This window comes from Aeromonas sp. R10-1 (genome assembly GCF_040908465.1).
In the GTDB taxonomy this organism is placed as follows: Bacteria; Pseudomonadota; Gammaproteobacteria; order Enterobacterales; family Aeromonadaceae; genus Aeromonas; species Aeromonas caviae.
In genome coordinates this window covers 303,438-327,305 of the sequence record NZ_JBFODT010000005.1, presented here as the reverse complement: position 1 = coordinate 327,305, position 23,868 = coordinate 303,438, and the positions used below count along the sequence as shown (strand labels likewise).

Sequence of the window (23,868 nt, the reverse complement as noted above, 5' to 3'; positions counted from 1 at the left end):
CACTCCTCCCTTACAACTTCGCCAGATCCAGGCTCATCTGGACGTAACGCCCCTGGCCGTCACGCTCGTAGAGCCGCAAATATTGGCTGGTACCGGTCACCTGGATGGCGTCGGCGATCGCCTGCATGGCCTGCTCCCAGTCGGCGTCGTCGATATTGAGCTGACGCAGGGAGAGCACCTGGTTGACGTCGATATGACCGGCCTTGGAAACCCGAAAAGCGTGGTCCACCAAGGCGCGGATCTCGGGGCTGGCGCCATCACTCCAGCGGGCGATGCACTGGTCGATCAGTACCTTGGCCGCCTGGATCCGTTCATCAAATTTGCGGTGCTCCCCCACCGCCCGGATCAGCTTGTAACGACCGTCGAAACTGAGCAGGGTCACATTGCCCTTGGTACCGCCCCAGGCCACCCCGTATCGCTCGGCCGAGAGGTCCACAAAATCGGTGATCTGCTGCATGGCGCCGATCTTGAAAGCAGCCAGGCGTGAGCGCTCTTCCTTGGCAGCCGCGATGATGCCCATCACCACCTCATCGCGCAGCTTGTCAGCAGGGGAGATCAGGTTCTCCGGTACCCAGTGACCCTGGGCGTTCTGCCGCATCGGGGTCGTGTCTTTGGTCTGTGCTTCTTGCATAAGGCTCTCCTTGATTTATCCCATTGTGGTTCGGTGGTCGCTTACTGACGCCAGTGCAGCAGGCAGCCACCGAAACGCACGATGGCGACATCCCGCACCACACCCGCGAGGCACTCCCGCCCCCACACTGCCCGCTTGGTCATCGCTTCGGGCAAGGGGCCAGTCACCGCCAGCAAGGGGGTGTGGCACACCCGGCTGGTACTCACTTTGCACCCCTTCGCCGTCAGCCAGATCCGCAACTGCTCGGCGGTCTTCTGCAGATTTCTGTTCATCCCGTTCTCCTTGTGATGTAAATCACTGGGCCCACTGCACACCCCGAGCCCGCTGGTTTACTGGCCGTGCTTCTCAACCTTGTCGAGCAGCCGGTTGTATTTGATGCCCAGGATCTTGAGCTCCTCGGCCAACAGCTCAGCCAAGATGCGCAAGCTGCTGCTGGCGTTCTCGCCATCGCTTTTCGCTTGGCGGCGTAACCTGGAGAGAGTCACCTCGGCGTCATAGCGGGCACCCTTCTCCACGCCTCTGCCAACCTGTTCGACGGCCAGACGCATCGGCCGACGCAGTTGCTGATCTTCACTGAGCTGGCTATGGGGGCAGCCACTGTGGCAGGCCTTCCAGAGCTTGATGTCCATCGGTCTGGTCCCAACCTCGTCCGCCCGCCGCCGCTGATGGGCCAGGCATTGATGCACCGGGATCTCCCCCAAAATGGGGCAGGTCACCTTGTGTCCCATCAGGTTCCCCTCCACCAGCTTCTGCACCCGGGCCAGATCTCCTGGGTACTTCTCGTTGCAGACCTGGCTGATCGTGGTGCGGGACAGACCCAGTTTTTCAGCCACCACGGACAACGAACTGGCCCCGACTTCGGCTTGCAGAACCTCAAGCCACGTGTCCATGTTTCTCCTCCTCAACCAGGAACGGATAGAGCCGCTGTTGGTTTTGATCCCAACAGCCGTTTTTGCGAACAATGGGGGCAAAGCGACCTGTATCTCTCAGCAACTGGTACTTGGCGACCTCTCCACGATGTGGCATGGCTTTGGCCTGAACTTTTACGTAACCAGCCTTGGCCAACGCCTTTGCATAAACGCCGGCATGGTTACTGGTTGAATTCGAGGTCATCGCCAATTCCGTCAACGTGAACACCCGACTGATTTTCATGGTGTTCCACATCTTTTGTTGGCTGGTCTTGCGCCTGCTTTTCCGCTTTTTCCGAGAGATGCAATTTCCTTGATTGGTGCCAAATTTGGGTGGTTCATTCACATTCGAAACTTGATACCGGTTGCAGCCGAACACCTCTCTCTGACGCAATGCCCCTTCAACAACACAACTGAGGTGGCCGCTCGCTAACCAACGACGCATCAGCGCATATAAATTTGCTTGCTTAACGTCTGTCGCTGCGAGTAACTCACTCATATCGAACGAGTCCTGTTTGCACATCCACAGCCAAGCCTCTTCCGTCTTGGACTTATCGTTGATATCAACCACTGGTATCCCTCCCGTGCTTTGTTGTTATTTGCTGGGCTACCGGCTGCGGCGCACGTCATGCAGCAGTTCGCTGGCGTCCACGTCCTCCAGCCGGATAATCCGGGCATCAGAGGCCATGGCCATCTTCTCGATCTTGTCCAGGGCCGAGACGATGGTGCGCACCACCCCGTTGGAGCGCTTGCGGATGAGGTCCAGCAGTGCGTCGTCGATCTCCACATCTACTTCCAGCATTTCGCTGGCAATCAGGGAGACGTCTTCCAGGTCGGCCGGTTTGAACTCGATCCACTGGGAAATCCGGTTAAACAATTGCTTGCGCTGACTGATGCGTCGGGCAATCTCTTCCATCCCAACCAGGATCAACGGCTGTTCGGTGGCGTCGTAGATATCGCGCAGGGTCTCCATGATGCGGGCATTGCCGACCACGTAATCCGCCTCATCCACGAAGATGGCCAACTCCTCCGCCCGTACCGCTTCGACGATGCCATCGACCTGGGCCCGCAGGTTGTGGCGCTGGGGAATGCCGATCTCCTTGGCGATCTGCTCCAGCAAACTCGTCACCGTGTCGGCCTTGTAACAGCGCACATAGATGCCGTTCACCTCGTCCTGGTTGAACAGCCACTCCACGGCTGTGGTCTTACCAAAACCCGATGGGCCGTGGATCAAACCGATGCCCGGCACGATGCTGGAGCGGTTGAGCAGGTTGTCGAGCAGTTGCTCGGTCTTGATCATGTTTTTGACTTCGACGATCTTGTGTTTCATAGTCTTCTTGTCCTTATGTTCATGGTTCTACAGGGCCGCTCGTTAACCTTTTGCCTGGGTGTTACGAGTGGCCCTGATACTTTCCAGATGGCGGATAATCCGTTTCGCCATCAGCTTGTGGCTGTAGAGGTACTTGGTCAGCCACTCCTTCTCCCGCTCGGTCAGCGGGGCATCCAACTCCTTCTCAGCCAGATAGATGGCCTGTTCGTATTCGGTTTTGAGCGCCCTGGATTCCTGCCCGGCCGTCGACTGGGCACGGGCCGCTTTTTCTTCGCGGCGTGCTTCTATCGCAGCCAGCTCTGCCGCGCTGAATTGGGCCGGTTCACTGGGTGAGGCAATGCCTGAAAGCGCCGCCAATGCCGGGTTATCGAGCCCAAGATCACTGCGCTGGAACTGAGCAACATCACGGGCCTGGTCAACGAAATGGCGCACCACATCCTGATGCAATTCGTTGATGCCGAAGGTCTTGGCGAGGCTGCGCATCTCACGGCGGAAACTCGCCAGAGCCTTGGCATCGGCACGCTTGGCGGCGCGGAAGGCATCCGGGCTCACCCCGTTCCCCAACAAATCGAGGTTCACGGCCTCGATCCGCTCGTTCCAGTCGCCGGTGCGGTACAAGATGGCCCGGCCCACGTCGCTCGGGTCGAGGAACACGCTGACCCGCTGGCTCTTCCAACTGTTCTCCAGCAGCTCCGGGGCGCTGTACTTGAGGCCACCGGCCTTGATAAAGCCCTTGGAAACGGTGGCCTCACCGATATGGTTGAGCAGCAGATCCAGCGCCGACTCATCGACAATGGCGCGGCGTTGGTAGCGGGCGCTTTGATACTTCTCGTTGGGAGTCATCCCGAGTGAGCTGTGTTTGCGGTTGTGGTAACGGGCATCGAGCCAGTCATCGAGCAAGATCTGCAGCTCGGCCGCCGTCATGGCCAGCTCGTAGATCTCCTTCTCTGCATTGGGCTTGCGCTTCTCCTCCAGTCGTTCGGCAAAGCTCTTGCGAGCTTCGATCACCTGACGGTCGGCCACGCAGTGCCCGACAAAGGCAGGCAGCAACTCGATCAGGCCGTGAGAGAGAGTGCGGAAGAAGCGTTCGATATGCGGCTTCTCCCATCCTGAATAGACGTTGGATCGGCTGACGTTCATACCGAGCAGGGTGCAGATGGACATGACTCGCTGGCTCACGTAATCGGAGCCGTTGTCGGTACGCATCACCCCGTTGTCGTTGAGGGTGCCCCAGGCCAGCAGGGTCTTACGCAGCAGCAGGCAGATCCCCTCGCTCGACGAGGTTTTGGCCACCAACAACCGCACCCGACGGGTGAACACATCGATCACCGCGATGATGCTGTGGCGACCATCCACCAACATGGCATCGACAGGGGTACTGTCGAACTCCCAGACGTCGTTGGGCTGGCCCATCCAGGGGTACATCTCTTCGATGGCAGTGCGGTACTTGTTGTTGTAAGCGTCGGGGTTGGTGGCATAGGTAAAGGCCACCTTGTTCTCTGCCAACCACTTGACCAGCCAGCGACGCAAGGAGGACTGGCTCGGGATCTGCCAGCCAAGCTGGTTCATCTCGCTGTACTGGGTCGCCAACTCATGCAGCGCCCCCCACTTGTTGGCCAAGTGCGGTTTGGCAGTGATCAATGCCGTGAGGAATCGGGCCAGATCCGGGCTTTGCTCAACGCTGGATGGCCGCTCCCGCTGGTAATTGCCCGCCAGCGCAGCTGGACCGGCATCCGCCAGGGTGCCTTGCCAGCGCCGCAAGGTGATCAGGCTGAACGGCTTTTGTTGCTCATAGACGCTCGCAGGGAGTGACAGGCTGCGGGTGCGGTATGCCTCGATAAAAGCGCGACGCCCCACCTCCCCTTGCTGGCAGGCTTGATAAGGTGCTAGGAAGAGATCGGCGGCCTGCAGGATCAACAACCGGGCATCTACCTTCTTACGGGCGGCGGCACCCAGGGTCAGCAATTTGCGCCCCGCATCCGGCTTCACTGGCACCTCGCGGGCAAGCAGCTTGGCCATCGCCTTGCCACCGGCAGCATGATCGGTCACCGTTTGTCCCTGCAAGGCAACAGCCTGCTCTGCCAGGTAGCGCCGGGTTTCTGCGGGCAGCGAGCTGATGTGGTACTCACTGCCTTTACCATCCGAACATTTGCGTGAACTGAACTGCTCAGATCTTGCGCGGTATCGAACTCCCTGTACCGTAGTTGGCATGCCCGGCAAACTGACAAGTTCCATGGATGTGAACCACTCTTTCATTTGCCATCTCCATACAGAGCTACGCCAAGGGTTTCACTCAATCCCGCCATGATCCTCGATGAGACAGTGCCATCGGCTGGCTGCCGGTGCTTGCAAGGGGCATAAGTGTGAATACACTCCTGTACGGTGCGGGGGCTGAAACCACGTTCAATGGCCCAGTTCCTTACGGAGTAACCACGCTTCCTAAGCTCTCCGTAGATGTGGTTGGCTGTACTTATGCTCATGGGGTCACCGTGATACAATTTGAGAAATCTTTCGCGCATTGCGCGAACAATTGAGAGTATTGATCAACTCAAAAACTCTTGCAATGGAAAGATTCACTCTTTTCTTTTCACGCATTCACTCATTTGAGGTTTTTTGTTTTTTTCCTCATGAATCAATGAGTTAAACAATGGAAAGTGCTCTCGCCAAAAGAAAGCACGCTTTCCTTCTTGAGGGCTTTTATGGAAAGTGAATTCAAGAACAGACTTGAATCGATTATCGGGACGGAAAGCGCGCGCTCATTTGCGTTGAGGGCAGGGATGGCTGATACCACTTTGCGCCAGTATCTGAATGGTCGTTCTGAGCCAAACATGAGCCAGCTCATCAAGATCGCAGACACCGCAGGGGTTAGAATTGACTGGCTCGCAACTGGCCGTGGCCCAAAGGAAGACGTACAAGATGAGAGCCTCAACCCTGATGGGTTGGATAAGGCTCTGTTTGAAGAGGAATATGCGCTGATCGATGGCTACCACATCGCAGTCAGTGCCGGGCACGGAACGTTCAATGACCAGCATGAGGTTAAACGCAAGCTGGCCTTTCGCCGCAAGTGGCTCAAGTTCCGCCAGCTCAACCCGGACAACCTGGCCGTCGTCTTCGCCAAGGGTGACAGCATGGAGCCAACTATTCATTCTGGCGATTCCATCCTGGTAGATCTGAGCCGCAACCAGATCCAGGACGGAGGCCTGTTCGTGCTGCGCCTGGGGGATGAGCTCTATGCCAAGCGGTTGCAGAAGCGGGTCGATGGTGGGGTAAATATCATCAGCGATAACAAGGCAGGGTATGAGACGCTTTCCGTGCTCCCCAACGAGCTGGAGTCATTGAGCATCATCGGCAAGGTAGTCTGGCTAGGACACGATTTTTTTTAACCTGGGCCGCTTCAAAATGGGGTTTAAACGCCGAGTTAAACCCCAAACTACATTGCCGACCACCCGCCCTGGGTTTTCATTTTTGGCGCAACGCCCCCGAAGACCGTCCATGAACTTTCATTTTGGCGCCGCCCGCGCCTAGAACCTCCCGATCCCCCTCTAAGCCTTATCAGCCTTGAGTTTGTCCCACGAGATCCCACTTGCTTTCGGCTGCTCCCGGTTTTCTCACTCTTGGTGACTGGTTACAGCAAGGCGCTCATCGTCACCGACAAGATCCTGGGCCAGATTGGCGTGGTGGGCCGGCTCGCCACCCTCCTGGCCGAGCACGGCATCGATGCCGTGGTGTTCGACGAGACCAGACCCAATCCCACCGTGGCCAACGTCGAGGCGGGTCTTGCGATGATCCGGGCCCACGGCTGTGACTGCGTCATTTCGCTCGGCGGCGGCTCACCCCACGACTGCGCCAAGGGCATCGCCCTGGTGGCCGCCAATGGGGGCAGCATCAAGGATTACGAGGGGGTGGATCGCTCCGCCAAGCCGCAGTTGCCGCTCATCGCCATCAATACCACCGCCGGTACCGCCTCCGAGATGACCCGTTTTTGCATCATTACCGACGAATCCCGTCAGGTGAAAATGGCCATTATCGACAAGCACGTCACGCCGCTGATGTCGGTCAACGACCCGGAACTGATGCTGGCCAAGCCCGCCGGCCTCACCGCAGCCACCGGCATGGATGCCCTGACCCACGCCATCGAGGCCTATGTCTCCACCGCCGCTACCCCGGTCACCGATGCCAGCGCCGTGATGGCCATCGCACTGATTGCCGAACACCTTCGCACCGCCGTGCATCAGGGGGAGGATCTCCATGCCCGTGAGCAGATGGCCTATGCCCAGTTCCTGGCCGGCATGGCCTTCAACAACGCAAGCCTGGGCTATGTGCACGCCATGGCTCACCAGCTCGGGGGCTTCTACGACCTGCCCCACGGGGTGTGCAATGCGGTGCTGCTGCCCCATGTCCAGGCCTACAACGCCCGGGTGTGCGCCGGCCGGCTCAAGGATGTAGCCCGTCATATGGGGGTGGATGTGAGCGCCATGAGCGATGAGCAGGGTGCGGCGGCAGCCATTGACGCCATCCGGCAACTGGCTCGCGACGTCAAGATCCCCGCCGGTCTGGAGCAGCTCGGGGTCAGGGCCGACGACCTCGACGTGCTGGCCACCAATGCGCTCAAGGATGCCTGTGGTCTCACCAACCCCAGGCAGGCGACTCACGCGGAGATCGTCGCCATCTTCCGCGCCGCCATGTAAGGGGGCAAGATCTGCCAGGGCCGCCACGCGGCCCTTTTTATTGGCTGATGGATCAATGGCTTTTTACTTCCGCACGGGGAGTGGGTATGATTTGCCGAGCTAAAAAGACTGTATGGATGATCTGAACCCGATATGCGGATGAAACACCTGATTGCCGCGGCCCTGACCGCCCTCACCCTGTCCGGTTGCAGCCTGGTCTATCGCATCGATATTCCCCAGGGCAACTATGTGGAACAAAAGCAGGTCGACAAGCTGCGCCAGGGCATGACCCGCGAACAGGTCGAGTTCGTGCTGGGTTCTCCCATGTTGCGCGACAGCTTTGACCCCAACACCTGGTACTACCTCTATGAGTTCCAGCCCGGTCGGGGCGACAAGGAGCGCAAGGAGCTGACCCTCAACTTCGTGGGTGACAGACTGGCCACCGTGACCGGTGATTTCCCTCTCCCTGCCGCCTTCACCACACCGCTCTAGATGACATCACAAAACCGGCTTCTGCCGGTTTTGTTCTCTCTGGCACCGGTGATGTCGCCGGGCCACACTCTGGACGCCTCATTGCCCCGAGGAGATCATCATGAGTCGATTCCTGATTGCCGGCGCCACCGGTCTGATTGGCAAAGCCTTGCTGCGCGAGCTGGGGACGGAGCACGACCTCCTCCTGCTCTGCCGCAAACCGGGCGACCCCGCTCCGGGACGCACCTGGCTGCCCACCTCGTTCGACGCGCTGGACAGATTGACGCTGCCCTCCCCTGTGGACCTTGCCTTCTGCTGCCTTGGCACCACCCGCAAGGATGCCGGCTCGGCCGAGGCATTTCGCCGGGTCGATCTCGACTATGTGCTGGCCTTTGCCGCGCTCGCCCGTCGCCACGGCTGCCGCCGCCTGCTGGTGGTCTCCAGTCTGGGCGCCAATCCGGGTTCCCCTGCCCTCTATCCCCGCACCAAGGGCGAGATGGAGCAGGCCCTGCTGGCCCAGGAGTGGCAGCGGCTCGTCATCCTGCGCCCGGCCATGCTGCTCGGCCATCGCGAACCTGCGCGCCGTTCGGAGCAGATCATCCAGGCCATCTATCCGCTGGTAAAGCCCCTGCTGCGCGGGTCGCTGCGCCGCTGGCGTGCCATCGAGGCCAGTCAGGTGGCGCACGCCATGGCGCGCCTTGCCATCCAGGAGAGCGGGATAGAGACGGTGGAAAACGAGCGCCTGCTCATCCTGTGATGCCCCGTGCCGGGCGAGACGATCACAAAGGGGCGCCACGGCGCCCCTTGTCACAACCCATCACCCGTCAGGTGCCGGCATCGTCTCGCTTGCGGTGCACATCGGGCCGCCCGCCGGTGACCACATCGGCACGCCCCTCTTCCTTGGCTTTTTCCGCACGCTTCTTGCGCATCTCCTTGGGATCGGCGATGAGAGGGCGGTAGATCTCGATGCGATCCCCCTCCTGCACCGACTCTGTGCCCTTCACCGGACGGCTGTAGATACCGAACTTGTTGACCGACAGGTCGATCTCCGGGTGCTTTTGCAGGATGCCGGACTGTTCGATGGCCGCCAGCACGCTGGTCTCGGGCGCGACCCGGATGCACAGCACCGTCTGCCGCTCGGGCAGGGCATAGGCCACTTCGATATTGAGGAGCTCAGACACCGTAAACCACCTTGGCACGATTGGAGAAGGCAAGCACCATGGAGCTCACCAGCTCGCGGAAGATCTGGCCAAAGGCCAGCTCAATGAGCTTGGAGGTGAACTCGAAGTCGAGATCGAACTCCACCTTGCAGGCATCAACGTCCAGGGGCGTGAAGGTCCACCATCCCGCCAGCTTGCTGAAAGGCCCCTCCACCAGCTCCATCTTGATGGTGCGATTGGCATCGAGCTGGTTGCGCGTGGTAAAGGTCTTGGCGATACCCGCCTTGGCCACATCGACCGAGGCCATCATGTAGTCTTCACCTGACTCGTGAACACGGCTGCCGACACAGCCGGGCAGGAACTCAGGATAGGCATCAACATCATTGACCAGCCGGAACATCTGTTCCGCGCTGAACATCACCAGGGCACTGCGAGTAATACGGGGCATGGGTTTTCCTCATCCAATCGGCCCGATTTTATCACCTTGTCAGCCAAAATCACCGCCGAAACTGTTCGCGGGTCACCAAGCAGGGCAATCGCACACTTTCCGGCCAGTGTGGTCTGCTCTCGCCCCGCCCTTCCCTCAAAATCGTCATCGAACTGCTCACAAAGCCGCCACTCGGAGCGCTGTGCGTTTTACAGCCGCCGCCACCCACGTATAATGCTCCTTCCTAAACATTGCCTAAGGCCCCCGTCATGAGCAAAAAGAACAGTAAAAACAAAGCCGGGTCCAGCACCATTGCACTCAACAGAACCGCCCGTCACGAGTACTTCATCGAAGAGCGCGTGGAAGCCGGCCTGTCCCTGCAAGGGTGGGAAGTGAAGTCCCTGCGGGCGGGCAAGGCCAACATCAGCGAAGCCTATGTCATCTTCATGCAGGGGGAAGCCTTCCTGTTCGGCTCCAGCTTCCTGCCGCTGAACGCCGCCTCCAGCCACGTGGTATGCGATCCGACCCGCACCCGCAAATTGCTGCTCAGTCGCCGTGAACTCGACAAGCTCGAGAGCCTGACCGCTCGTCAGGGCTACACCATAGTGCCGCTGGCTCTCTACTGGAAAGCGTGCTGGGTCAAGGTCGAGATCGGCCTGGTGAAGGGCAAGAAAGAACACGACAAGCGGGAAGACACCAAGGCCCGGGAATGGGATCGGGAAAAAGCCCGCATCATGAAAAACAAACACCGCGGTTGATTGTGCGCCACCCGCCATGGCAAGGCGTCCAATAAACCAGCAATCGACCGGCCAAGGCCGGTCGATTGCCATCAACGCCTTGCCATGACAGGATTTTTGCGTACAATCCCTTTTGACAACTTGGGGCTGATTCTGGATTCGACAAGATTCACGAAACCCAAGGTGCATGCCGAGGTGCGGTAGGCCTCGTTAATAAACCGCAAAAAAATAGTCGCAAACGACGAAAACTACGCACTCGCAGCTTAATAACCTGCGCTGAGCCCTTCTCCCCTAGCTTGCCTGTGTCCTAGGGAAATGGAAGGTCATCCTTCACAGGATCGTGTGGAAGTCCTGCTCGGGGCGGAAGCATTAAAACCAATCGAGCTAGTCAATGCGTGGCGTGTCTCTCCGCAGCGTGTTGGCGAATGTAAAGAGTGACTAAGCATGTAGTACCGAGGATGTAGTAATTTTGGACGGGGGTTCAAATCCCCCCAGCTCCACCAAACGTTTGGAAAGGGCCACTTCGCAAGAAGTGGCCCTTTTTGTATCATTTTTCTGGCTTTCAGAGGATGTAACCGCCCCACGAGCGCAGCACATCTCCAGATCAGGCCAAAGGCTCTGCGAGGGGTGGCTGCATTTGACATGGGCCAGCTCCAGGTGGCGTCGCCAGCAAAAACCGGCGAGTGGAGCGGCAATTTGCCCGGGAGCTCTGGGCTACGCCATCAGCCCAGCGCCTCCATGGGGTTGAAACAGCCTCGAGGATTCGCCCCCGAGAACCTTCCACTAGCCGTTGGCAGTGGAATGCTGGGTCAGATGAACGACGGGATTTTCGGAGAAGAGGTAGCGGTCATCCTCCATTTCGTCATCGAAGATGGTGGCCTGGAAGAGCATCTGCTTGGTGTTCTCCAGGTGCTGCCACATGGCCAGCTTGGCCGCCTGCGGATCCTTGCGCATCAAGGCCTTGAGGATCTGGTCGTGATCGTCGCACCAGCTGGAGATGGCCTTGTCGTCGATATGCTCGTGGAGCTTGCGCCAGTAGGGGTTGCGCTCGCGATGCAGCCAGAGCTGCTCGGTCAGGATCACCAGCACGGAGTTCTGGGTCGCCTTGGCCACCTGGATATGGAACTGCTTGTCCCACTCCGAATCGCGGGCACGATCCTCCTTGCGGGCCAGGGCCTGGATCTTCAGCAGCTCCATGATGTCCTGCTTGGTCACCTGGGTCGCGGCAAACTCGGCGATATTGCTCTCCAGCAGTTGCCTGGCTTGCAGCAGCTCGAAGGGGCCCGCCGTCAATAGGGCGTCATCCAGGGTGGGCGTCGCTTCGGCATACTGGCTCTCCCGGGCGATCACGTGGATCCCGGACCCTTTCTGCACCGCCACCAGCCCTTCCACTTCCAGCATGATGATGGCTTCGCGCACCACGGTGCGACTCACGTCCATCTCCTCGGCAATCAGCCGCTCGGCCGGCAGACGCTCGCCAACTTGATAACGCTGGCTGGCAATGCGTTGTTTCAGCTCGGCGGCGACTTTCTGATAGAGACGCTTTGATTCAACCAAGTCCATATTCATCTCACTCACACCCCAGCCTCATACTATTCAAGTGCCGGGACTGTCCCCCGGATACGGTAACTTGTTATACCAATTTACATGAAAATGAACAAGTGAGCCCTGGGCTCACTTGCTCTCTCATGACTCAATGCATGCCAAACAGTCCCGGCAGGAAGAGGCTGAGTGACGGTATGTAGGTCACCGCCATCAGGCTCAGCAGCAAGACGAAGAAGAAGGGCAGCATGGGCCGGATCAGGGCCTGCAGCTTGACCCCCGAGACCGAACACCCCACAAACAACGCACTGCCCACCGGCGGTGTACAGAGCCCGATGCAGAGGTTGAAGATCATCATGATGCCGAAGTGGACCGGATCCATGCCGAGCTCGGTGACGATGGGCAGGAAGATCGGGGTGAAGATCAGCACCGCCGGGGTCATGTCCATGAAGACGCCCACGATGAGCAGGATCACGTTGATGATGAGCAGGATGACCAGAGGGTTATCGGAGACATTCATCAAGGCGTCACTGATGGTGTAGGGGATATCCGCATTGGTCATGGCCCAGGACATGCCCACCGAGATGCCGATCAGCAGCAGCACGATGGCGGTAGTGATGACCGAGTCCAGCATGATGGCCGGCAGATCCTTGAACTTCACTTCGCGGTAGATGAGCACCGAGAGTACGAAGGTGTAGACCACGGCGATGGCGGAGGCTTCGGTGGCGGTGAAGATGCCCCCCAGGATCCCGCCCATGACCACCACCACCAGCAGCAGGCTGGGGATGGCATCCCAGAAGGCGCGCATCACCATGGCAAAGGAGGGTCGCTCCGCAACCGGGTAGCCACGGCGCTTGGCGATGATGGCTCCCACGGCCATGATGCTGAGCCCCATCAGGATGCCGGGGACGTAACCGGCCATGAACAGGGTGGCCACCGAGATGCCGCCGGCGGTCAGGGCATAGATGATGAGCACGTTGGAGGGCGGGATCAGCAGACCCGTGATGCAGGAGGTCACGTTGATGGCCGCCGAATAGGCCGGATCATAGCCGGACTTCTTCTGCATGGGGGCCATGGTGCCACCCACCGCGGCCGCGGCTGCCACCGCCGATCCCGAGATGGAGCCGAACAGCATGTTGGCCATGACGTTCACGTGGCCGAGCGAGCCCGGCATGCGGCCCACCAGCACCTGGGAGAAATTGATGAGCCGCTGGGCGATGCCGCCGCAGTTCATCAGGGTCCCCGCCAGGATGAAGAAGGGGATCGCCAGCAGGGAGAAGCTGTCGAGGCCGGTGGCCATCTTCTGGCCGACCACCGCAAGGATGGTTTCCATCGGCAGCATCATCATGCCGGAGGCCAGGGTCGCCAGGCCGATGGAGAAAGAGATGGGCACGCCCGCGAACACCAACACGAAGAAGGAGCCGAACATGACCAGGGCTATGGTCCAATCCATCAGATGTTCTCCTCTGAGGGGGCAAGATCGGGGGTGGGCGCCAGACTGTCGAGCAGGGTCTCCAGCATGAAGAGCACACAATAATAACTGATGATGAGGCCGCTCAGGGGCAGCACGGCGTAGACATAGGCCATCGGCAACTGCATGGCCGGGGAGACCTGGCCGGTGCTGTAGACCTTGGTCACCAGGGTCAGGCCGCCCCACACCATGGCGCCGCTGGAAAACAGCAGCACGCAGAGATCCACGAACAGCTGGTTGGCGAGCTTGCGCCCTCCCTTGAGGTCGGAAACGAACAGGTCGATGCTGAGGTGGCGACGCTTGCCGGTGGCGTAGGCCGCTCCCAGCAATCCCACCCAGATCATGCTGAAGCGGGCTATCTCGTCGGTCATGGTGCTCGGCTGTGCCAGCACGTAGCGGCTGAACACCTGCCAGACCACGCAGACCACCAGCATGGCCATCACGGCGACGGTAAACCCGGCGAGCAACCTGTCGATGGGTTGCTTGAACTTTTCAAGACGCATTGCGGTTCTCCCGGGAGGGCGATCTCGTCGCCCTCCCCTCATGATTACTGACCGGCTTCATTCTCGATCTTGGTGAGCCACTCACCGCGTATCGGATCCTTGCGGAAATCGTCATACAGGGGGGCCAGCGCAGTGCGGAAAGCCTCCTTGTCGACCTGGATGAAGGTTGCCCCCGCGTCGGTCGCCTGCTTGCGAGATGCCGCGACCTCCTTGTCCCACAGCTCCTGTTCGTAGGTTTCCGAGTGCTTGGCGGCAGTGGTGAGGATGGCCTTCTGTTCGTCGGAAAGCTTGTCCAGCACCTTGCTCGAGATCACCAGGAAATCGGGCACAGAAGTGTGCTGATCTTCGGCGTAGAACTTGGCTACCTCGACATGACGAGTCTGCACGTAGGAGGGCTCGTTGTTCTCGGCGCCGTCGATGACCCCTTGCTGCAGTGCGGTGTAGACCTCACCGAAGGGGATCGGGGCCGGGGCCGCACCCAGCAGTTCGATCAGCTTGATGGTGGTGGGGGTGGCGACCACCCGGATCTTCATCCCCTTCATGTCGGCCGGGGTGTGAATAGGCTTGTTGGCGTAGAAGCTGCGGGTCCCCGCCACGTAGGCGGCGATGGAGACGAAGCCCTTATCACGGGTCTGGGCCATCATGGATTCGCCCACGGGGCCGTAAATGACTTTGTTGAAGTGGGCCTGATCCTTGAACAGGTAAGGCAGGCTGAAGATGGAGAAGGCGGGCGAGAAGGGTTCCATCTCGCTGGCACTGGCCTTGGTCATGTCCAGGGCGCCGTTTTGCAGCAACTCCAGGGTCTCACGGGGACCGCCCATCTGGCCACCCGGGTAGATGCGCAGCTTCATCTTGCCGTCGGAGGCGGTGCTGATCTCCTTGGCCATCTGGGCCAACGCCTGGTGTACCACATGGTTGGTGTCCAGGTTATGGGCCAGCTTCAGCGTCACTCTCTCCATGGCATGGGAAGAGAAGGCTGTCAGGGCCAGGGGGGCGGCCATCAGGATGGCGACGGCGATGGTTTTCATTTTCATTGGAGCGGGACCTCAAGTGTGTGCGTTTATCTGCTAGACCTCTTCCCTGAGGAGTCAGTCTTAATGTCCTACATCTTTGTGATGCACACTGTAATTGGTAGAACATCTATGAATGTTGAGAACCATCACAAAAACGGCATACCCCCACAAATGGGCTGTGATAAACCCAACGCAGGTCACATTTTCCCGATCCACAAGAGTAAAAAGGTGTCATACAAACCTCTCATCCAGCCTCTTCATCCTCTTTCCCGCTCTTTCTCACCCTGTTAGGCACCATTGAAGGCCCTCTTTGAGACTCAAAATGGTTTAATTCGACGATTTTGTGAGCCGACCGGTGTTTTTTCAATATGGTGACTGGACGAGATGTCTGGCAATAAGAATAATTGGTCCAACAACTATCTCCACTTCACCGAGCACTCTCGTAGGGAGCAAGCGAATGACCGCCTTCATGACCGATGACTTTCTGCTGGATACCGAATTCTCGCGCCAGCTTTATCACGGCTTCGCCGCCGGACAGCCCATCTTCGACTATCACTGCCACCTGCCGCCCCAGCTGATTGCCGAGGATCACCGCTTCGCCAACCTGTATGAGATCTGGCTCAAGGGGGATCACTACAAGTGGCGCGCCATGCGCTCAAACGGAGTGGATGAACGCTTCTGCACCGGGGATGCCGACGACTACGCCAAGTTCGAGGCCTGGGCCCGCACCGTGCCCCACACCATCGGCAACCCCCTCTATCACTGGACCCATCTCGAGCTCAAGCGGCCCTTTGGCATCACGGGCCAGCTGCTGGGGCCGCAGACCGCACAGGCCATCTGGCACCAGTGCAACGACAAGCTGGCCCAGCCCGACTTCTCGGCCCGCGGCATCATGAAACAGATGAACGTCAAGATGGTGGGCACCACGGACGATCCCGTCGACGATCTGCGCCACCACGCCGCCATCGCGGCCGACGGCGGCTTCGACATCAAGGTGCTGCCGAGCTGGCGTCCGGACAAGGCGTTCAACATCGACGCCCATGGCTTTGCGGACTATCTGGCCGAACTCGGCCGGGTCAGCGACATCCAGATCCGCACCTTTGCCGATCTGACCCGGGCCCTCGGCGTGCGGCTGGATCACTTCGCCGCACACGGCTGCAAGATTGCCGACCATGCCCTGGACGAAGTGCCCTTCGGCCAGGCCGGCGAACAGGCTCTCGACGCCATGCTGACTCGACGTCTGGGGGGCGCCGTACTGGAGAGCGCCGATGTGGCCGCCTTCAAGACCGCCGTGCTGCTCTATCTGGCGGGCGAATACCACAGGCGCGGCTGGGTGCAGCAGTACCACATCGGGGCGCTGCGCAACAACAACAGCCGCCGCCTGCTGACCCTGGGGCCGGACACCGGCTTTGACTCCATCCACGACGCTCCCGTGGCCAAGGCGCTCTCCCGCCTGCTCGACGCCCAGGACGCGCAAGGGACGCTGCCCAAGACCATCCTCTACTGCCTGAACCCGAGGGACAACGAGGTGCTCGGCACCATGATCGGCAACTTCCAGGGGGACAACCTTCCCGGCAAGATGCAGTTCGGTTCGGGCTGGTGGTTCAACGATCAGAAGGATGGCATGGAGCGCCAGATGACCCAGCTCGCCCAGCTCGGCCTGCTCAGTCGCTTCGTCGGCATGCTGACCGACAGCCGCAGCTTCCTCTCCTACACCCGTCACGAATACTTCCGCCGCATCCTGTGCCGCATGATCGGGCACTGGGTCGCGGACGGTGAGGCCCCGGCCGATCTCGCGCTGCTGGGCCAGATGGTGGAGAACATCTGCTTCCACAACGCCCGCGACTACTTCGCCATCGAGCTGAACTGACCAGAAATAAAAAATGAGGCGGCGGGCATGTCCCGCCGCCGGAGCGGACCATTCCATGGGTCAAACCGCGCCCATCATCCATATCCGCCACAGGGGCACAGCCCCATGAGGACCACAACAAGATGCAACGCCTGAATCGTGATGCCTTCCCGGGGGCCCAATATCCGGACCGCGTGATCCAGTTTGGCGAGGGGAATTTCCTGCGCGCCTTCATCGACTGGCAGCTGGACCTGCTCAACGAGCACACCCGCCTCGACGCCGGCGTGGTCATAGTGCGCCCCATCGACAGCGACTTTCCCCCCAGCCTGAGCACTCAGGACGGCCTCTACACCACCGTCATCCGCGGGCTGGACGAGTCCGGCAAGGCCATCAGCACCCAGCGCCTGATCCGCAGCGTCAACCGCGAACTGAGCTGCTATCGCCAGTTCGACGAGGTGCTGGCACTGGCGCGCAACCCGGATATCCGCTTCCTCTTCTCCAACACCACGGAAGCCGGGATCAGCTATCACGCCGACGACCAGTTCGACGACACTCCGCCCGCGAGCTTCCCGGCCAAGCTGACCCGCTTGCTGTTCGAGCGCTTCAGTCACTTTGACGGCGCCGCCGACAAGGGCTGGGTGCTGCTGCCGTGCGAGCTCATCGACTACAACGGCGACGCCCTGCGCGAGCTGGTGCTGCGCTACGCCGCCCAGTGGCAGCTGCCAGACGCCTTCCAGACCTGGCTGCGCGAACACAACACCTTCTGCTCCACCCTGGTGGATCGCATCGTCACCGGCTTCCCCCGGGACGAGCACGCCGAGCTGCAGGCGCAATTTGGCTATCAGGATCAGTTCGTGGTCACCGCCGAGCACTTCTACCTGCTGGTGATCCAGGGGCCTGCATGGCTGGCGAGCGCCCTCTGCCTCGATCAGCTGCCCGCCGGGCAGGCACTCAACATCCTCATCGTCGACGACATCAAGCCCTACAAGGAGCGCAAGGTCGCCATCCTCAACGGCGCCCACACCGCCCTGGTGCCGGTCGCCTTCCTGGCCGGGCTCGACACGGTGGGCGAGGCCATGGCCGACGAGGAAATTGGCGAGTTCGTCGAGCGCATCATGCGCGATGAGATAGTGCCGACCTTGAGCCTGCCGCAAGAAGAGCTGCTCTCCTTCGCCCGCGACGTGCAGGGGCGCTTTCGCAACCCCTTCATCAAGCACCAGTTGCTCTCCATCGCCCTGAACGGCATGACCAAGTTCCGCACCCGTTTGCTGCCGCAGTTGCTGACCTATCAACAGCAGCAGGGCACCCTGGCGCCGCGCCTGAGCTTTGCCCTCGCCGCCCTGCTCGCCTTCTATCGCGGGGAGCGCAACGGACACGCCTATCCGCTGCAGGACGATCAACCCTGGCTCGACGCCTACGCCCGCCTCTGGCCTGCGGTGGAGCGCGGCGAGATCCCCCAGCGCGCCCTGGTGCAAGAGGTGCTCGGCCAGGAGGCCCACTGGGGCCAGTCCCTGTGCGAGGTGCCCGGCCTGGTCGAGCGAGTCGATGCCTGTCTGACCCGGATCCGCGAGCAGGGCCTGCGCGCGGCGCTGGCCGCCTGCTGCTAAGGAGTGACCATGCAAGCCGTGATTCGCATCCACCCCACCGACAATGTGCTGGTGACCCTGAGAGAGCTCGCCGCTGGCGAGCAGATAGCGCACGAAGGTGTTTCCTTCACCCTGAGCGACCCCCTCCCCCGCGGCCACAAGCTGGCGCTGGTGGCCCTCTTTGAAGGGGATCAGATCATCAAGTACGGTCTGCCCATCGGCCACGCCACCCGCGCCATCGCGGCGGGAGAACATATCCATCACCACAATCTCGCCACCAACCTCAGCGATCTCGACGAGTACAGCTACCAGCCGGAGCTCATCGACGTCAGCACCGCGCTGCCGGACCGGGAGATCCAGGTCTACCGCCGCCACGACGGCCAGGTCGGCATTCGCAACGAGCTGTGGATCCTGCCCACCGTGGGCTGCGTCAACGCCCTCGCCAAACAGATGAAGCAACAGCTCGAGCGCGACACCGATCTCGGCGCCATTGACGGGGTGCATCTGTTCAGCCACCAGTACGGCTGCTCCCAACTCGGTCAGGATCACCTCAACACCCGCACCCTGCTGCAAAACCTGGTGCACCACCCCAACTCGGGGGGGGTTCTGGTGGTGGGGCTGGGCTGCGAGAACAACCAGATCGCCGCCTTCAGGGAGACCCTGGGCCCGATCGATGCCGCCCGGGTGCGCTTCATGGTGTGCCAGCAGCACGATGACGAGGTGGAGCACGGGCTGGGACTGCTGCGCGAGCTGCTCGCGCAGATGCAGCAAGACAGGCGCCAACCCGGTCGGCTCGGCGAGCTCAAATTCGGGCTGGAGTGCGGCGGCTCGGACGGCCTCTCCGGCATCACCGCCAATCCGCTGCTCGGCTGCTTCTCCGACTACGTGATCCAGCACGGGGGCAGCTCGGTGCTGACCGAGGTGCCGGAGATGTTTGGCGCCGAGCGCATCCTGATGTCCCGCTGCCAGGACGAGCAGACCTTCGACAAGACAGTGCAGATGGTCAACGACTTCAAGCAGTACTTCATCGACCACCAGCAACCCATCTACGAGAACCCCTCCCCCGGCAACAAGGCGGGCGGCATCTCGACCCTGGAGGAGAAGTCCCTCGGCTGCACCCAGAAGGCGGGGCACAGCCAGGTGGTGGACGTGCTGCCCTACGGCGCCCGCTTGCAGCGCCCCGGGCTGAACCTGCTGAGCGCCCCGGGCAACGACGCCGTCGCCACCAGCGCCCTGGCCGGCGCAGGCTGCCACATGGTGCTGTTCAGTACCGGGCGCGGCACTCCTTACGGTGGCCCGGCCCCCACGGTCAAGCTTGCCACCAACAGCGATCTGGCCAGGCGCAAGCCACACTGGATCGACTTCAACGCCGGCACCCTGATTGAGGGCACTCCCATGAGCAGTCTGCTCGCCCAGTTCATCGACCTCATCGTCGATATCGCCAACGGCAAGCCGACCTGCAACGAGCGCAACGACTTCCGGGAGCTGGCCATCTTCAAGAGTGGTGTCACCCTGTGAGTCTCGAGCTTGGCTGGCTGCAACCGGTCTGGACCCTGATTGAACAGCAGCCCCTGGCGCAAGGCATCGGCCTTGCCGCCATGCTGGTCGGGGTGAGCGCCTTCCTGCAACGGGATGACAGCCGCTTTCGCTGGCGGCTGTGTCTCTACCAGGGAGCCATCGCGGTCCACTTCCTGCTAATGGGTGCCAGCACGGCGGCTCTCAGCGCCGCCCTCAGCTGTGGTCGCACCATCGCCTCGGGGCGCACCCGCAACCCCTGGGTGATGCTCTTCTTCCTCGTGCTGGTGTGGGTACTGGGCATCCCCGGGATCACCAGTGCGGTGCAGTGGCTCCCCATCATCGGCACCACCATCGGCACCTGGGGCCTGTTCCGGGCCCGCGGGCTGGCGCTGCGGCTGTGCATGCTGGCGGGCGGCCTGTGCTGGACCAGCCACAACATACTGATCGGCTCCATCGGCGGCAGCCTGATTGAGACCACCTTCCTGTTCGTCAACTGCCACACCATGTATCGCATGTGGCGTCATCCCCTGGCGAACCCCCTGTAACGATTGCAAGGAGTCGAAACCATGACCCGACAGATAGCCGTCATCGGCGAATGCATGGTGGAGCTGCGCCGAGCCGGGCAAGGCCTGCTGGCACAAGGTTTCGGGGGCGACACCCTCAACACCGCCCTCTATCTCGCCCGCCTGGGGAGCCAGGCGTTCGCGGTGCACTACGTCACGGCCCTCGGCCAGGACGGGTTCAGCAGCCAGATGCTGGCCGCCTGGCAGCAAGAGGGCATCCATACCGACTGGGTGCAGCGCCTGGCAGACAAGGCCCCTGGTCTCTATCTCATCGACACCGCGGCCGACGGCGAGCGCTCGTTCACCTACTGGCGCAGCGACGCCGCCGCCCGCTACTGGCTGGCGCAACCCGAGGGCGAGGCCATTCTCGCCGCCCTGAGCCAGTGCGATCTTGTCTACGTGAGCGGCATCAGCCTGGCCATACTGCCGCCCGCCTCGCGCCAGCGCCTGCTGGAAGGACTCGCCGCAGCCCGCGCCCGGGGGGCCAGAATTGCCTTTGACAACAACTACCGCCCCCGCCTCTGGCAAGACAAGGAGACCGCCAAAGAGGCCTACACCGCCATCCTGCGCCTGGCGGACATCGCCCTGCTGACCCTGGATGACGAGCAGGCACTCTGGGGCGACGCGGAGGTCGAAACCTGCCTCGCCCGCAGCCAGGGCTTCGGGGTGGGCGAGATCGTCGTCAAGCGCGGCTCTGAGCCTTGCCTGGTGGTCACGGCAGCGCAGCGGATCGAAATCGCCGCCCTGCGGTTGTCCGCCGAACAGGTGATCGACACCACGGCGGCGGGCGACTCCTTCAGCGCCGGTTATCTCGCCGCACGCCTGCAAGGGGCCGACGTCACCGACGCCGCCCGGGCAGGCCACCGCCTGGCGGCGGCCGTCATCCAGTATCCGGGGGCCATCATTCCCCCCTCCCACATGCCATCACTCAAGGAAACGCACCATGTCTGATCTCATCGCCCGCCTCGAAGCCCTCAAGGTGATCCCCGTCATCGCGCTGAAAGATGCTGCCCAGGCCGTCCCTCTCGCCCGGGTGCTGGTGGAAAATGGCCTGCCCGCCGCCGAGGTGACCTTCCGCACCCCCGCCGCCGCCGAGGCCATCCGCCAGATGCGCGCGGCCTACCCGGATCTGCTGATCGGGGCCGGCACCGTGCTCAACCGCGAGCAGGTGGATGCGGCCGTTGCGGCGGGCGCCGACTTCATCGTCAGCCCCGGCTTCAACCCGACCACGGTGCAGTACTGTCTGGACAAGGACGTCACCATCATCCCCGGGGTCAACAACCCCAGCCTGGTGGAGCAGGCCATGGAGATGGGGCTTCGCCACCTCAAGTTCTTCCCGGCCGAGCAGTCTGGCGGCACCGCCATGCTCAAGGCCCTGGGCGCCGTCTATCCGGTGCGCTTCATGCCCACCGGCGGCGTGACGCCGGCCAATCTGAAGGAGTATCTGGGGCTGAATGCCGTGATCGCCTGCGGCGGCACCTGGATGGTGCCGGCCAAGCTCATCGACGAGGGCAGATGGGAAGAGCTGGCCGCCCTGGTAAGAGAGGCCGTGGCGGCCCTGTGATCATCGGTTGAGCGTGGGAAGGTCTGCCCTCCCCCGGATGTGTTGAAGAGCCACTTCCCGCGAAGTGGCTTTTTTATGCCCTGCAAGGGCTGGAGATCAATGTGCGGTGCGGTTGCAGCAGTCTGCCAGCGGCTTATTCCCCTGCGTCATCAGGCGTCAACACCAGCCTGCGCCAGGGCCCCGTGATGTCGCAATGACCCGTCTCTTCGGTGTTCTCCCAGCCCAAGCGATGATAGAAAGCCATCGCCGTGGTGTTGCGCATGGCCACCTTGAGGGATGCCGGGGAGGGGTATCCGGCCAAGCCGGCGGCAAGCAAGGCCCGCCCCATGCCCTGCCCGTGCCAGTCCGCCACCACGTAGAGATGATGCACAAAGCTCTCGGCCCCCCAGATGGAGACGAATCCGCACGGGCTGCCCCCTTTCTCCGCCACCCAGATCTCCTCGCCCCGGGTCTGCTCGGCAAAATCCTCGAGCCGGAACAGGGCGGGATCAACCCAATGGAAAGCCTGGCGCCTTCCCTTGAGGAAGAGCTGCGCCAGCATGGGCTCGTCAGCTTCCGTCATCATTCTGATCATGACACCATCCTTGCGTTGCGTGCTTGTCGCTTCCCACTCTCGATGGATCCCGTCGTGCTGTCAAATCGGCAATGTGGACCCTCTTGAATACGTAACCGTGTGACACAGGGCTGCCTATTTTATCGCCTCAGAGGCTATACTGCCGAGGTCCCGTCCATGACTGGTTTGAGGTTCACTGATTTATGGATAACAAGCAAATTGAAGGCAGTATTCTGGTACCCGCCCACATTGACGACGTCTGGCGGGCCTGGACCACGGAGAGCGGGCTGCGCAGTTTTCTGGCGCCGGAGTGCCTCATGGTCCCGGAACCCAACGGACCGTTCGAGATCTATTTCAGACCCGATGCTCCCCTCGGCGAGCGTGGCAGCGAAGGGTGCCGGGTGATGGCGGTCATGCCCCATGATCTGCTCAGCTTCAGCTGGAATTTCCCTCCCCAGTTTCCCCACATTCGTCAGCAGAAGACCCAGGTCAGCCTGCGCTTCGTGCCGGAGGGCCAGGGCACCCGGCTCCACTTCCTGCAAACCGGCTGGGCGCAGGATCCGGACTGGGACCAGGGCTATGCCTACTTCCGGGAGGAGTGGCTGGAACTGAGTCTGCCGAGGCTTCAGTACCGTTTCACCCACGGCCCCATCGACTGGAACAACCCGCCGGGCAAGCAGCAGCTGAAATCCCTGGCCCAGTGACGTCCATTCAAGCGATGGGCATGGCACGAAAAAGGACCCGCTCAGGGTCCTTTTTCATGGATAGGCAGGCGGTCACTCCACCGGCTCTTCATCGAACAGGGGGTGATAGAGCACCTCGCCCCTTACCCCGTCGAGCCCGCCGGGTTGCAACTCCATCGCCATGAAACACTCCGTCGGCACCTCGTAGATGCAGTGCAGGCCGAAGTCGCTGGCAGGCCGAAAGCCGAAACGGGCGTAGTAGGCGGGATCCCCGAGCACCACCACCGCCTTCCAGTCCATCTCCAGTGCCGTGTCCAGCCCTTCCCGCACCAGATCCGAGCCAATGCCCTGCCCCTGCCAGTCGGGATGCACGGCCACGGGTGCCAGTCCCAGCCAGGGCCCTTCCTGTCCCTCAATGGTGATCGGGCTCAGCATCAGGTGCCCCATGAACTCGTACTCTTCCTCCTCGACCATGGTGACCACGGCGGCCCCACATTCTCGCAGGCGGTTGACCAGTTCGGCCTCGTCGGGACGACCAAAGGCGGCACTCACCAGCTCATAGACTGGCAGCATGTCGCCGGGACGCTCGGTTCTCAACATACAGCGTTACTCCTCGTACAGCAGGGCGGCCATTATTCCACAGAAGTGGTGCGCCTCTTCACTGCCTTTGTCTGAAAATGGGAGGGCGGACT

The 23,868-nt window shown here is 61.3% G+C and carries 25 protein-coding genes, 1 other RNA gene and 1 pseudogene; 13 read left to right on the top strand and 14 right to left on the bottom strand.

Annotated elements, in window-relative coordinates:
• Positions 1 to 10: 10 nt before the first annotated feature.
• The 6 genes from AB5Y93_RS02815 to AB5Y93_RS02790 are packed head-to-tail and all read right to left on the bottom strand — an operon-like array spanning position 11 to position 5,125.
• Positions 11 to 631, bottom strand: coding sequence for a DUF3164 family protein (locus AB5Y93_RS02815; protein WP_368162838.1), 621 nt, complete (start codon positions 629 to 631; stop codon positions 11 to 13).
• 41 nt (positions 632 to 672) lie between these two features.
• Entirely contained in the window at positions 673 to 903 is a 231-nt protein-coding gene (locus tag AB5Y93_RS02810) for a hypothetical protein (RefSeq protein ID WP_010673991.1), read from the bottom strand.
• A gap of 57 nt (positions 904 to 960) precedes the next feature.
• A complete protein-coding gene (locus AB5Y93_RS02805; RefSeq protein ID WP_182935435.1) occupies positions 961 to 1,521 on the bottom strand; it encodes a transcriptional regulator in 561 nt (186 codons plus the stop codon).
• Positions 1,505 to 2,110, bottom strand: coding sequence for a hypothetical protein (locus tag AB5Y93_RS02800; protein ID WP_182935434.1), 606 nt, complete (start codon positions 2,108 to 2,110; stop codon positions 1,505 to 1,507). Before AB5Y93_RS02800 ends, AB5Y93_RS02805 begins: the two co-directional genes overlap by 17 nt.
• A 36-nt stretch (positions 2,111 to 2,146) precedes the next feature.
• Positions 2,147 to 2,869, bottom strand: coding sequence for an AAA family ATPase (locus AB5Y93_RS02795; RefSeq protein WP_069652694.1), 723 nt, complete (start codon positions 2,867 to 2,869; stop codon positions 2,147 to 2,149).
• A 42-nt stretch (positions 2,870 to 2,911) separates the two neighbouring features.
• Positions 2,912 to 5,125: a DNA-binding protein gene (locus AB5Y93_RS02790; protein WP_368228756.1), complete on the bottom strand. Its 2,214-nt coding sequence runs from the start codon at positions 5,123 to 5,125 to the stop codon at positions 2,912 to 2,914.
• A 443-nt stretch (positions 5,126 to 5,568) separates the two neighbouring features.
• Between AB5Y93_RS02790 and AB5Y93_RS02785 the strand changes: the two genes are divergently transcribed.
• The 4 genes and pseudogenes from AB5Y93_RS02785 to AB5Y93_RS02770 all read left to right on the top strand — a co-directional run bounded on the left by AB5Y93_RS02785 (position 5,569) and on the right by AB5Y93_RS02770 (position 8,764).
• The gene (locus AB5Y93_RS02785; protein ID WP_109421871.1) at positions 5,569 to 6,252 is read left to right on the top strand and encodes a helix-turn-helix transcriptional regulator; all 684 of its coding nucleotides are present in this window, start codon (positions 5,569 to 5,571) and stop codon (positions 6,250 to 6,252) included.
• Between the two features lie 249 nt (positions 6,253 to 6,501).
• Positions 6,502 to 7,557: pseudogene (yiaY, locus tag AB5Y93_RS02780) on the top strand (L-threonine dehydrogenase); the annotation flags it as partial.
• Between the two features lie 132 nt (positions 7,558 to 7,689).
• Positions 7,690 to 8,028: an outer membrane protein assembly factor BamE gene (locus AB5Y93_RS02775; protein ID WP_029314185.1), complete on the top strand. Its 339-nt coding sequence runs from the start codon at positions 7,690 to 7,692 to the stop codon at positions 8,026 to 8,028.
• A 100-nt stretch (positions 8,029 to 8,128) separates the two neighbouring features.
• The gene (locus tag AB5Y93_RS02770; protein ID WP_223919685.1) at positions 8,129 to 8,764 is read left to right on the top strand and encodes an NAD-dependent epimerase/dehydratase family protein; all 636 of its coding nucleotides are present in this window, start codon (positions 8,129 to 8,131) and stop codon (positions 8,762 to 8,764) included.
• Positions 8,765 to 8,831: 67 nt separating this feature from the next.
• On the opposite strand, the gene AB5Y93_RS02765 is transcribed toward AB5Y93_RS02770, so the two are convergent.
• Complete coding sequence (locus tag AB5Y93_RS02765) at positions 8,832 to 9,188, bottom strand: RnfH family protein (RefSeq protein WP_039039886.1); 357 nt, start codon at positions 9,186 to 9,188, stop codon at positions 8,832 to 8,834.
• Positions 9,181 to 9,615, bottom strand: a complete 435-nt coding sequence (locus AB5Y93_RS02760) for an SRPBCC family protein (RefSeq protein WP_010673974.1) — start codon at positions 9,613 to 9,615, stop codon at positions 9,181 to 9,183. Before AB5Y93_RS02760 ends, AB5Y93_RS02765 begins: the two co-directional genes overlap by 8 nt.
• Before the next feature lie 248 nt (positions 9,616 to 9,863).
• Between AB5Y93_RS02760 and smpB the strand changes: the two genes are divergently transcribed.
• Both smpB and ssrA read left to right on the top strand, forming a co-directional pair.
• Positions 9,864 to 10,352, top strand: coding sequence for an SsrA-binding protein SmpB (gene smpB / locus AB5Y93_RS02755; protein ID WP_010673973.1), 489 nt, complete (start codon positions 9,864 to 9,866; stop codon positions 10,350 to 10,352).
• A gap of 122 nt (positions 10,353 to 10,474) precedes the next feature.
• Positions 10,475 to 10,834: a transfer-messenger RNA gene (ssrA, locus tag AB5Y93_RS02750) on the top strand.
• Positions 10,835 to 11,114: 280 nt separating this feature from the next.
• Here the strand turns inward: ssrA and exuR are convergent.
• The 4 genes from exuR to AB5Y93_RS02730 all read right to left on the bottom strand — a co-directional run bounded on the left by exuR (position 11,115) and on the right by AB5Y93_RS02730 (position 14,881).
• On the bottom strand, positions 11,115 to 11,894 hold the full coding sequence (gene exuR, locus AB5Y93_RS02745) for a transcriptional regulator ExuR (RefSeq protein ID WP_045525244.1): 780 nt from the start codon (positions 11,892 to 11,894) through the stop codon (positions 11,115 to 11,117).
• 130 nt (positions 11,895 to 12,024) lie between these two features.
• On the bottom strand, positions 12,025 to 13,326 hold the full coding sequence (locus AB5Y93_RS02740; protein WP_043154537.1) for a TRAP transporter large permease: 1,302 nt from the start codon (positions 13,324 to 13,326) through the stop codon (positions 12,025 to 12,027).
• Positions 13,326 to 13,847 carry a TRAP transporter small permease gene (locus tag AB5Y93_RS02735; RefSeq protein ID WP_043154535.1) on the bottom strand — a complete coding sequence of 174 codons (522 nt, stop codon included), beginning with the start codon at positions 13,845 to 13,847 and terminating at the stop codon, positions 13,326 to 13,328. Before AB5Y93_RS02735 ends, AB5Y93_RS02740 begins: the two co-directional genes overlap by 1 nt.
• Positions 13,848 to 13,891: 44 nt before the next feature.
• Entirely contained in the window at positions 13,892 to 14,881 is a 990-nt protein-coding gene (locus tag AB5Y93_RS02730) for a TRAP transporter substrate-binding protein (protein WP_368228755.1), read from the bottom strand.
• A gap of 436 nt (positions 14,882 to 15,317) precedes the next feature.
• Here AB5Y93_RS02730 and uxaC point away from each other — a divergent pair, with 436 nt between their 5' ends.
• From uxaC to AB5Y93_RS02700, 6 genes are all read left to right on the top strand, one after another.
• The gene (gene uxaC, locus AB5Y93_RS02725; protein WP_069652824.1) at positions 15,318 to 16,730 is read left to right on the top strand and encodes a glucuronate isomerase; all 1,413 of its coding nucleotides are present in this window, start codon (positions 15,318 to 15,320) and stop codon (positions 16,728 to 16,730) included.
• 122 nt (positions 16,731 to 16,852) lie between these two features.
• On the top strand, positions 16,853 to 18,316 hold the full coding sequence (locus tag AB5Y93_RS02720; RefSeq protein ID WP_201968722.1) for a tagaturonate reductase: 1,464 nt from the start codon (positions 16,853 to 16,855) through the stop codon (positions 18,314 to 18,316).
• A gap of 9 nt (positions 18,317 to 18,325) precedes the next feature.
• Positions 18,326 to 19,813, top strand: coding sequence for a UxaA family hydrolase (locus tag AB5Y93_RS02715; protein WP_368228754.1), 1,488 nt, complete (start codon positions 18,326 to 18,328; stop codon positions 19,811 to 19,813).
• Positions 19,810 to 20,358 (top strand): YgjV family protein, encoded by a 549-nt coding sequence (locus AB5Y93_RS02710; protein WP_139736699.1) that lies wholly within the window; start codon positions 19,810 to 19,812, stop codon positions 20,356 to 20,358. Before AB5Y93_RS02715 ends, AB5Y93_RS02710 begins: the two co-directional genes overlap by 4 nt.
• Positions 20,359 to 20,379: 21 nt before the next feature.
• On the top strand, positions 20,380 to 21,327 hold the full coding sequence (locus AB5Y93_RS02705) for a sugar kinase (RefSeq protein ID WP_182954547.1): 948 nt from the start codon (positions 20,380 to 20,382) through the stop codon (positions 21,325 to 21,327).
• On the top strand, positions 21,320 to 21,940 hold the full coding sequence (locus tag AB5Y93_RS02700) for a bifunctional 4-hydroxy-2-oxoglutarate aldolase/2-dehydro-3-deoxy-phosphogluconate aldolase (RefSeq protein WP_128296023.1): 621 nt from the start codon (positions 21,320 to 21,322) through the stop codon (positions 21,938 to 21,940). The genes AB5Y93_RS02705 and AB5Y93_RS02700 overlap by 8 nt, the downstream gene beginning before the upstream one ends.
• 133 nt (positions 21,941 to 22,073) lie before the next feature.
• Here the strand turns inward: AB5Y93_RS02700 and AB5Y93_RS02695 are convergent, their stop codons facing one another.
• The gene (locus tag AB5Y93_RS02695) at positions 22,074 to 22,514 is read right to left on the bottom strand and encodes a GNAT family N-acetyltransferase (protein WP_041212649.1); all 441 of its coding nucleotides are present in this window, start codon (positions 22,512 to 22,514) and stop codon (positions 22,074 to 22,076) included.
• A gap of 182 nt (positions 22,515 to 22,696) precedes the next feature.
• Here AB5Y93_RS02695 and AB5Y93_RS02690 point away from each other — a divergent pair, with 182 nt between their 5' ends.
• Positions 22,697 to 23,197 (top strand): SRPBCC domain-containing protein, encoded by a 501-nt coding sequence (locus AB5Y93_RS02690; protein ID WP_010673967.1) that lies wholly within the window; start codon positions 22,697 to 22,699, stop codon positions 23,195 to 23,197.
• Between the two features lie 72 nt (positions 23,198 to 23,269).
• Here AB5Y93_RS02690 and AB5Y93_RS02685 read toward each other — a convergent pair whose 3' ends face one another.
• Positions 23,270 to 23,776 carry a GNAT family N-acetyltransferase gene (locus AB5Y93_RS02685; protein WP_010673966.1) on the bottom strand — a complete coding sequence of 169 codons (507 nt, stop codon included), beginning with the start codon at positions 23,774 to 23,776 and terminating at the stop codon, positions 23,270 to 23,272.
• Positions 23,777 to 23,868: the final 92 nt, after the last annotated feature.

Bases quoted from the DNA above. Each gene is read 5' to 3' on its own strand.
- uxaC (WP_069652824.1), top strand. From the start codon at position 15,318: ATGACCGCCTTCATGACCGATGACTTTCTGCTGGATACCGAATTCTCG.
- AB5Y93_RS02695 (WP_041212649.1), bottom strand. From the start codon at position 22,514: ATGATCAGAATGATGACGGAAGCTGACGAGCCCATGCTGGCGCAGCTC.
- AB5Y93_RS02715 (WP_368228754.1), top strand. From the start codon at position 18,326: ATGCAAGCCGTGATTCGCATCCACCCCACCGACAATGTGCTGGTGACC.
- AB5Y93_RS02810 (WP_010673991.1), bottom strand. From the start codon at position 903: ATGAACAGAAATCTGCAGAAGACCGCCGAGCAGTTGCGGATCTGGCTG.
- AB5Y93_RS02705 (WP_182954547.1), top strand. From the start codon at position 20,380: ATGACCCGACAGATAGCCGTCATCGGCGAATGCATGGTGGAGCTGCGC.
- AB5Y93_RS02700 (WP_128296023.1), top strand. From the start codon at position 21,320: ATGTCTGATCTCATCGCCCGCCTCGAAGCCCTCAAGGTGATCCCCGTC.
- AB5Y93_RS02730 (WP_368228755.1), bottom strand. From the start codon at position 14,881: ATGAAAATGAAAACCATCGCCGTCGCCATCCTGATGGCCGCCCCCCTG.
- AB5Y93_RS02770 (WP_223919685.1), top strand. From the start codon at position 8,129: ATGAGTCGATTCCTGATTGCCGGCGCCACCGGTCTGATTGGCAAAGCC.
- AB5Y93_RS02790 (WP_368228756.1), bottom strand. From the start codon at position 5,125: ATGAAAGAGTGGTTCACATCCATGGAACTTGTCAGTTTGCCGGGCATG.
- AB5Y93_RS02720 (WP_201968722.1), top strand. From the start codon at position 16,853: ATGCAACGCCTGAATCGTGATGCCTTCCCGGGGGCCCAATATCCGGAC.
- exuR (WP_045525244.1), bottom strand. From the start codon at position 11,894: ATGGACTTGGTTGAATCAAAGCGTCTCTATCAGAAAGTCGCCGCCGAG.
- AB5Y93_RS02785 (WP_109421871.1), top strand. From the start codon at position 5,569: ATGGAAAGTGAATTCAAGAACAGACTTGAATCGATTATCGGGACGGAA.
- AB5Y93_RS02775 (WP_029314185.1), top strand. From the start codon at position 7,690: ATGCGGATGAAACACCTGATTGCCGCGGCCCTGACCGCCCTCACCCTG.
- AB5Y93_RS02735 (WP_043154535.1), bottom strand. From the start codon at position 13,847: ATGCGTCTTGAAAAGTTCAAGCAACCCATCGACAGGTTGCTCGCCGGG.
- AB5Y93_RS02690 (WP_010673967.1), top strand. From the start codon at position 22,697: ATGGATAACAAGCAAATTGAAGGCAGTATTCTGGTACCCGCCCACATT.
- AB5Y93_RS02815 (WP_368162838.1), bottom strand. From the start codon at position 631: ATGCAAGAAGCACAGACCAAAGACACGACCCCGATGCGGCAGAACGCC.
- AB5Y93_RS02685 (WP_010673966.1), bottom strand. From the start codon at position 23,776: ATGTTGAGAACCGAGCGTCCCGGCGACATGCTGCCAGTCTATGAGCTG.
- smpB (WP_010673973.1), top strand. From the start codon at position 9,864: ATGAGCAAAAAGAACAGTAAAAACAAAGCCGGGTCCAGCACCATTGCA.
- AB5Y93_RS02760 (WP_010673974.1), bottom strand. From the start codon at position 9,615: ATGCCCCGTATTACTCGCAGTGCCCTGGTGATGTTCAGCGCGGAACAG.
- AB5Y93_RS02805 (WP_182935435.1), bottom strand. From the start codon at position 1,521: ATGGACACGTGGCTTGAGGTTCTGCAAGCCGAAGTCGGGGCCAGTTCG.
- AB5Y93_RS02795 (WP_069652694.1), bottom strand. From the start codon at position 2,869: ATGAAACACAAGATCGTCGAAGTCAAAAACATGATCAAGACCGAGCAA.
- AB5Y93_RS02740 (WP_043154537.1), bottom strand. From the start codon at position 13,326: ATGGATTGGACCATAGCCCTGGTCATGTTCGGCTCCTTCTTCGTGTTG.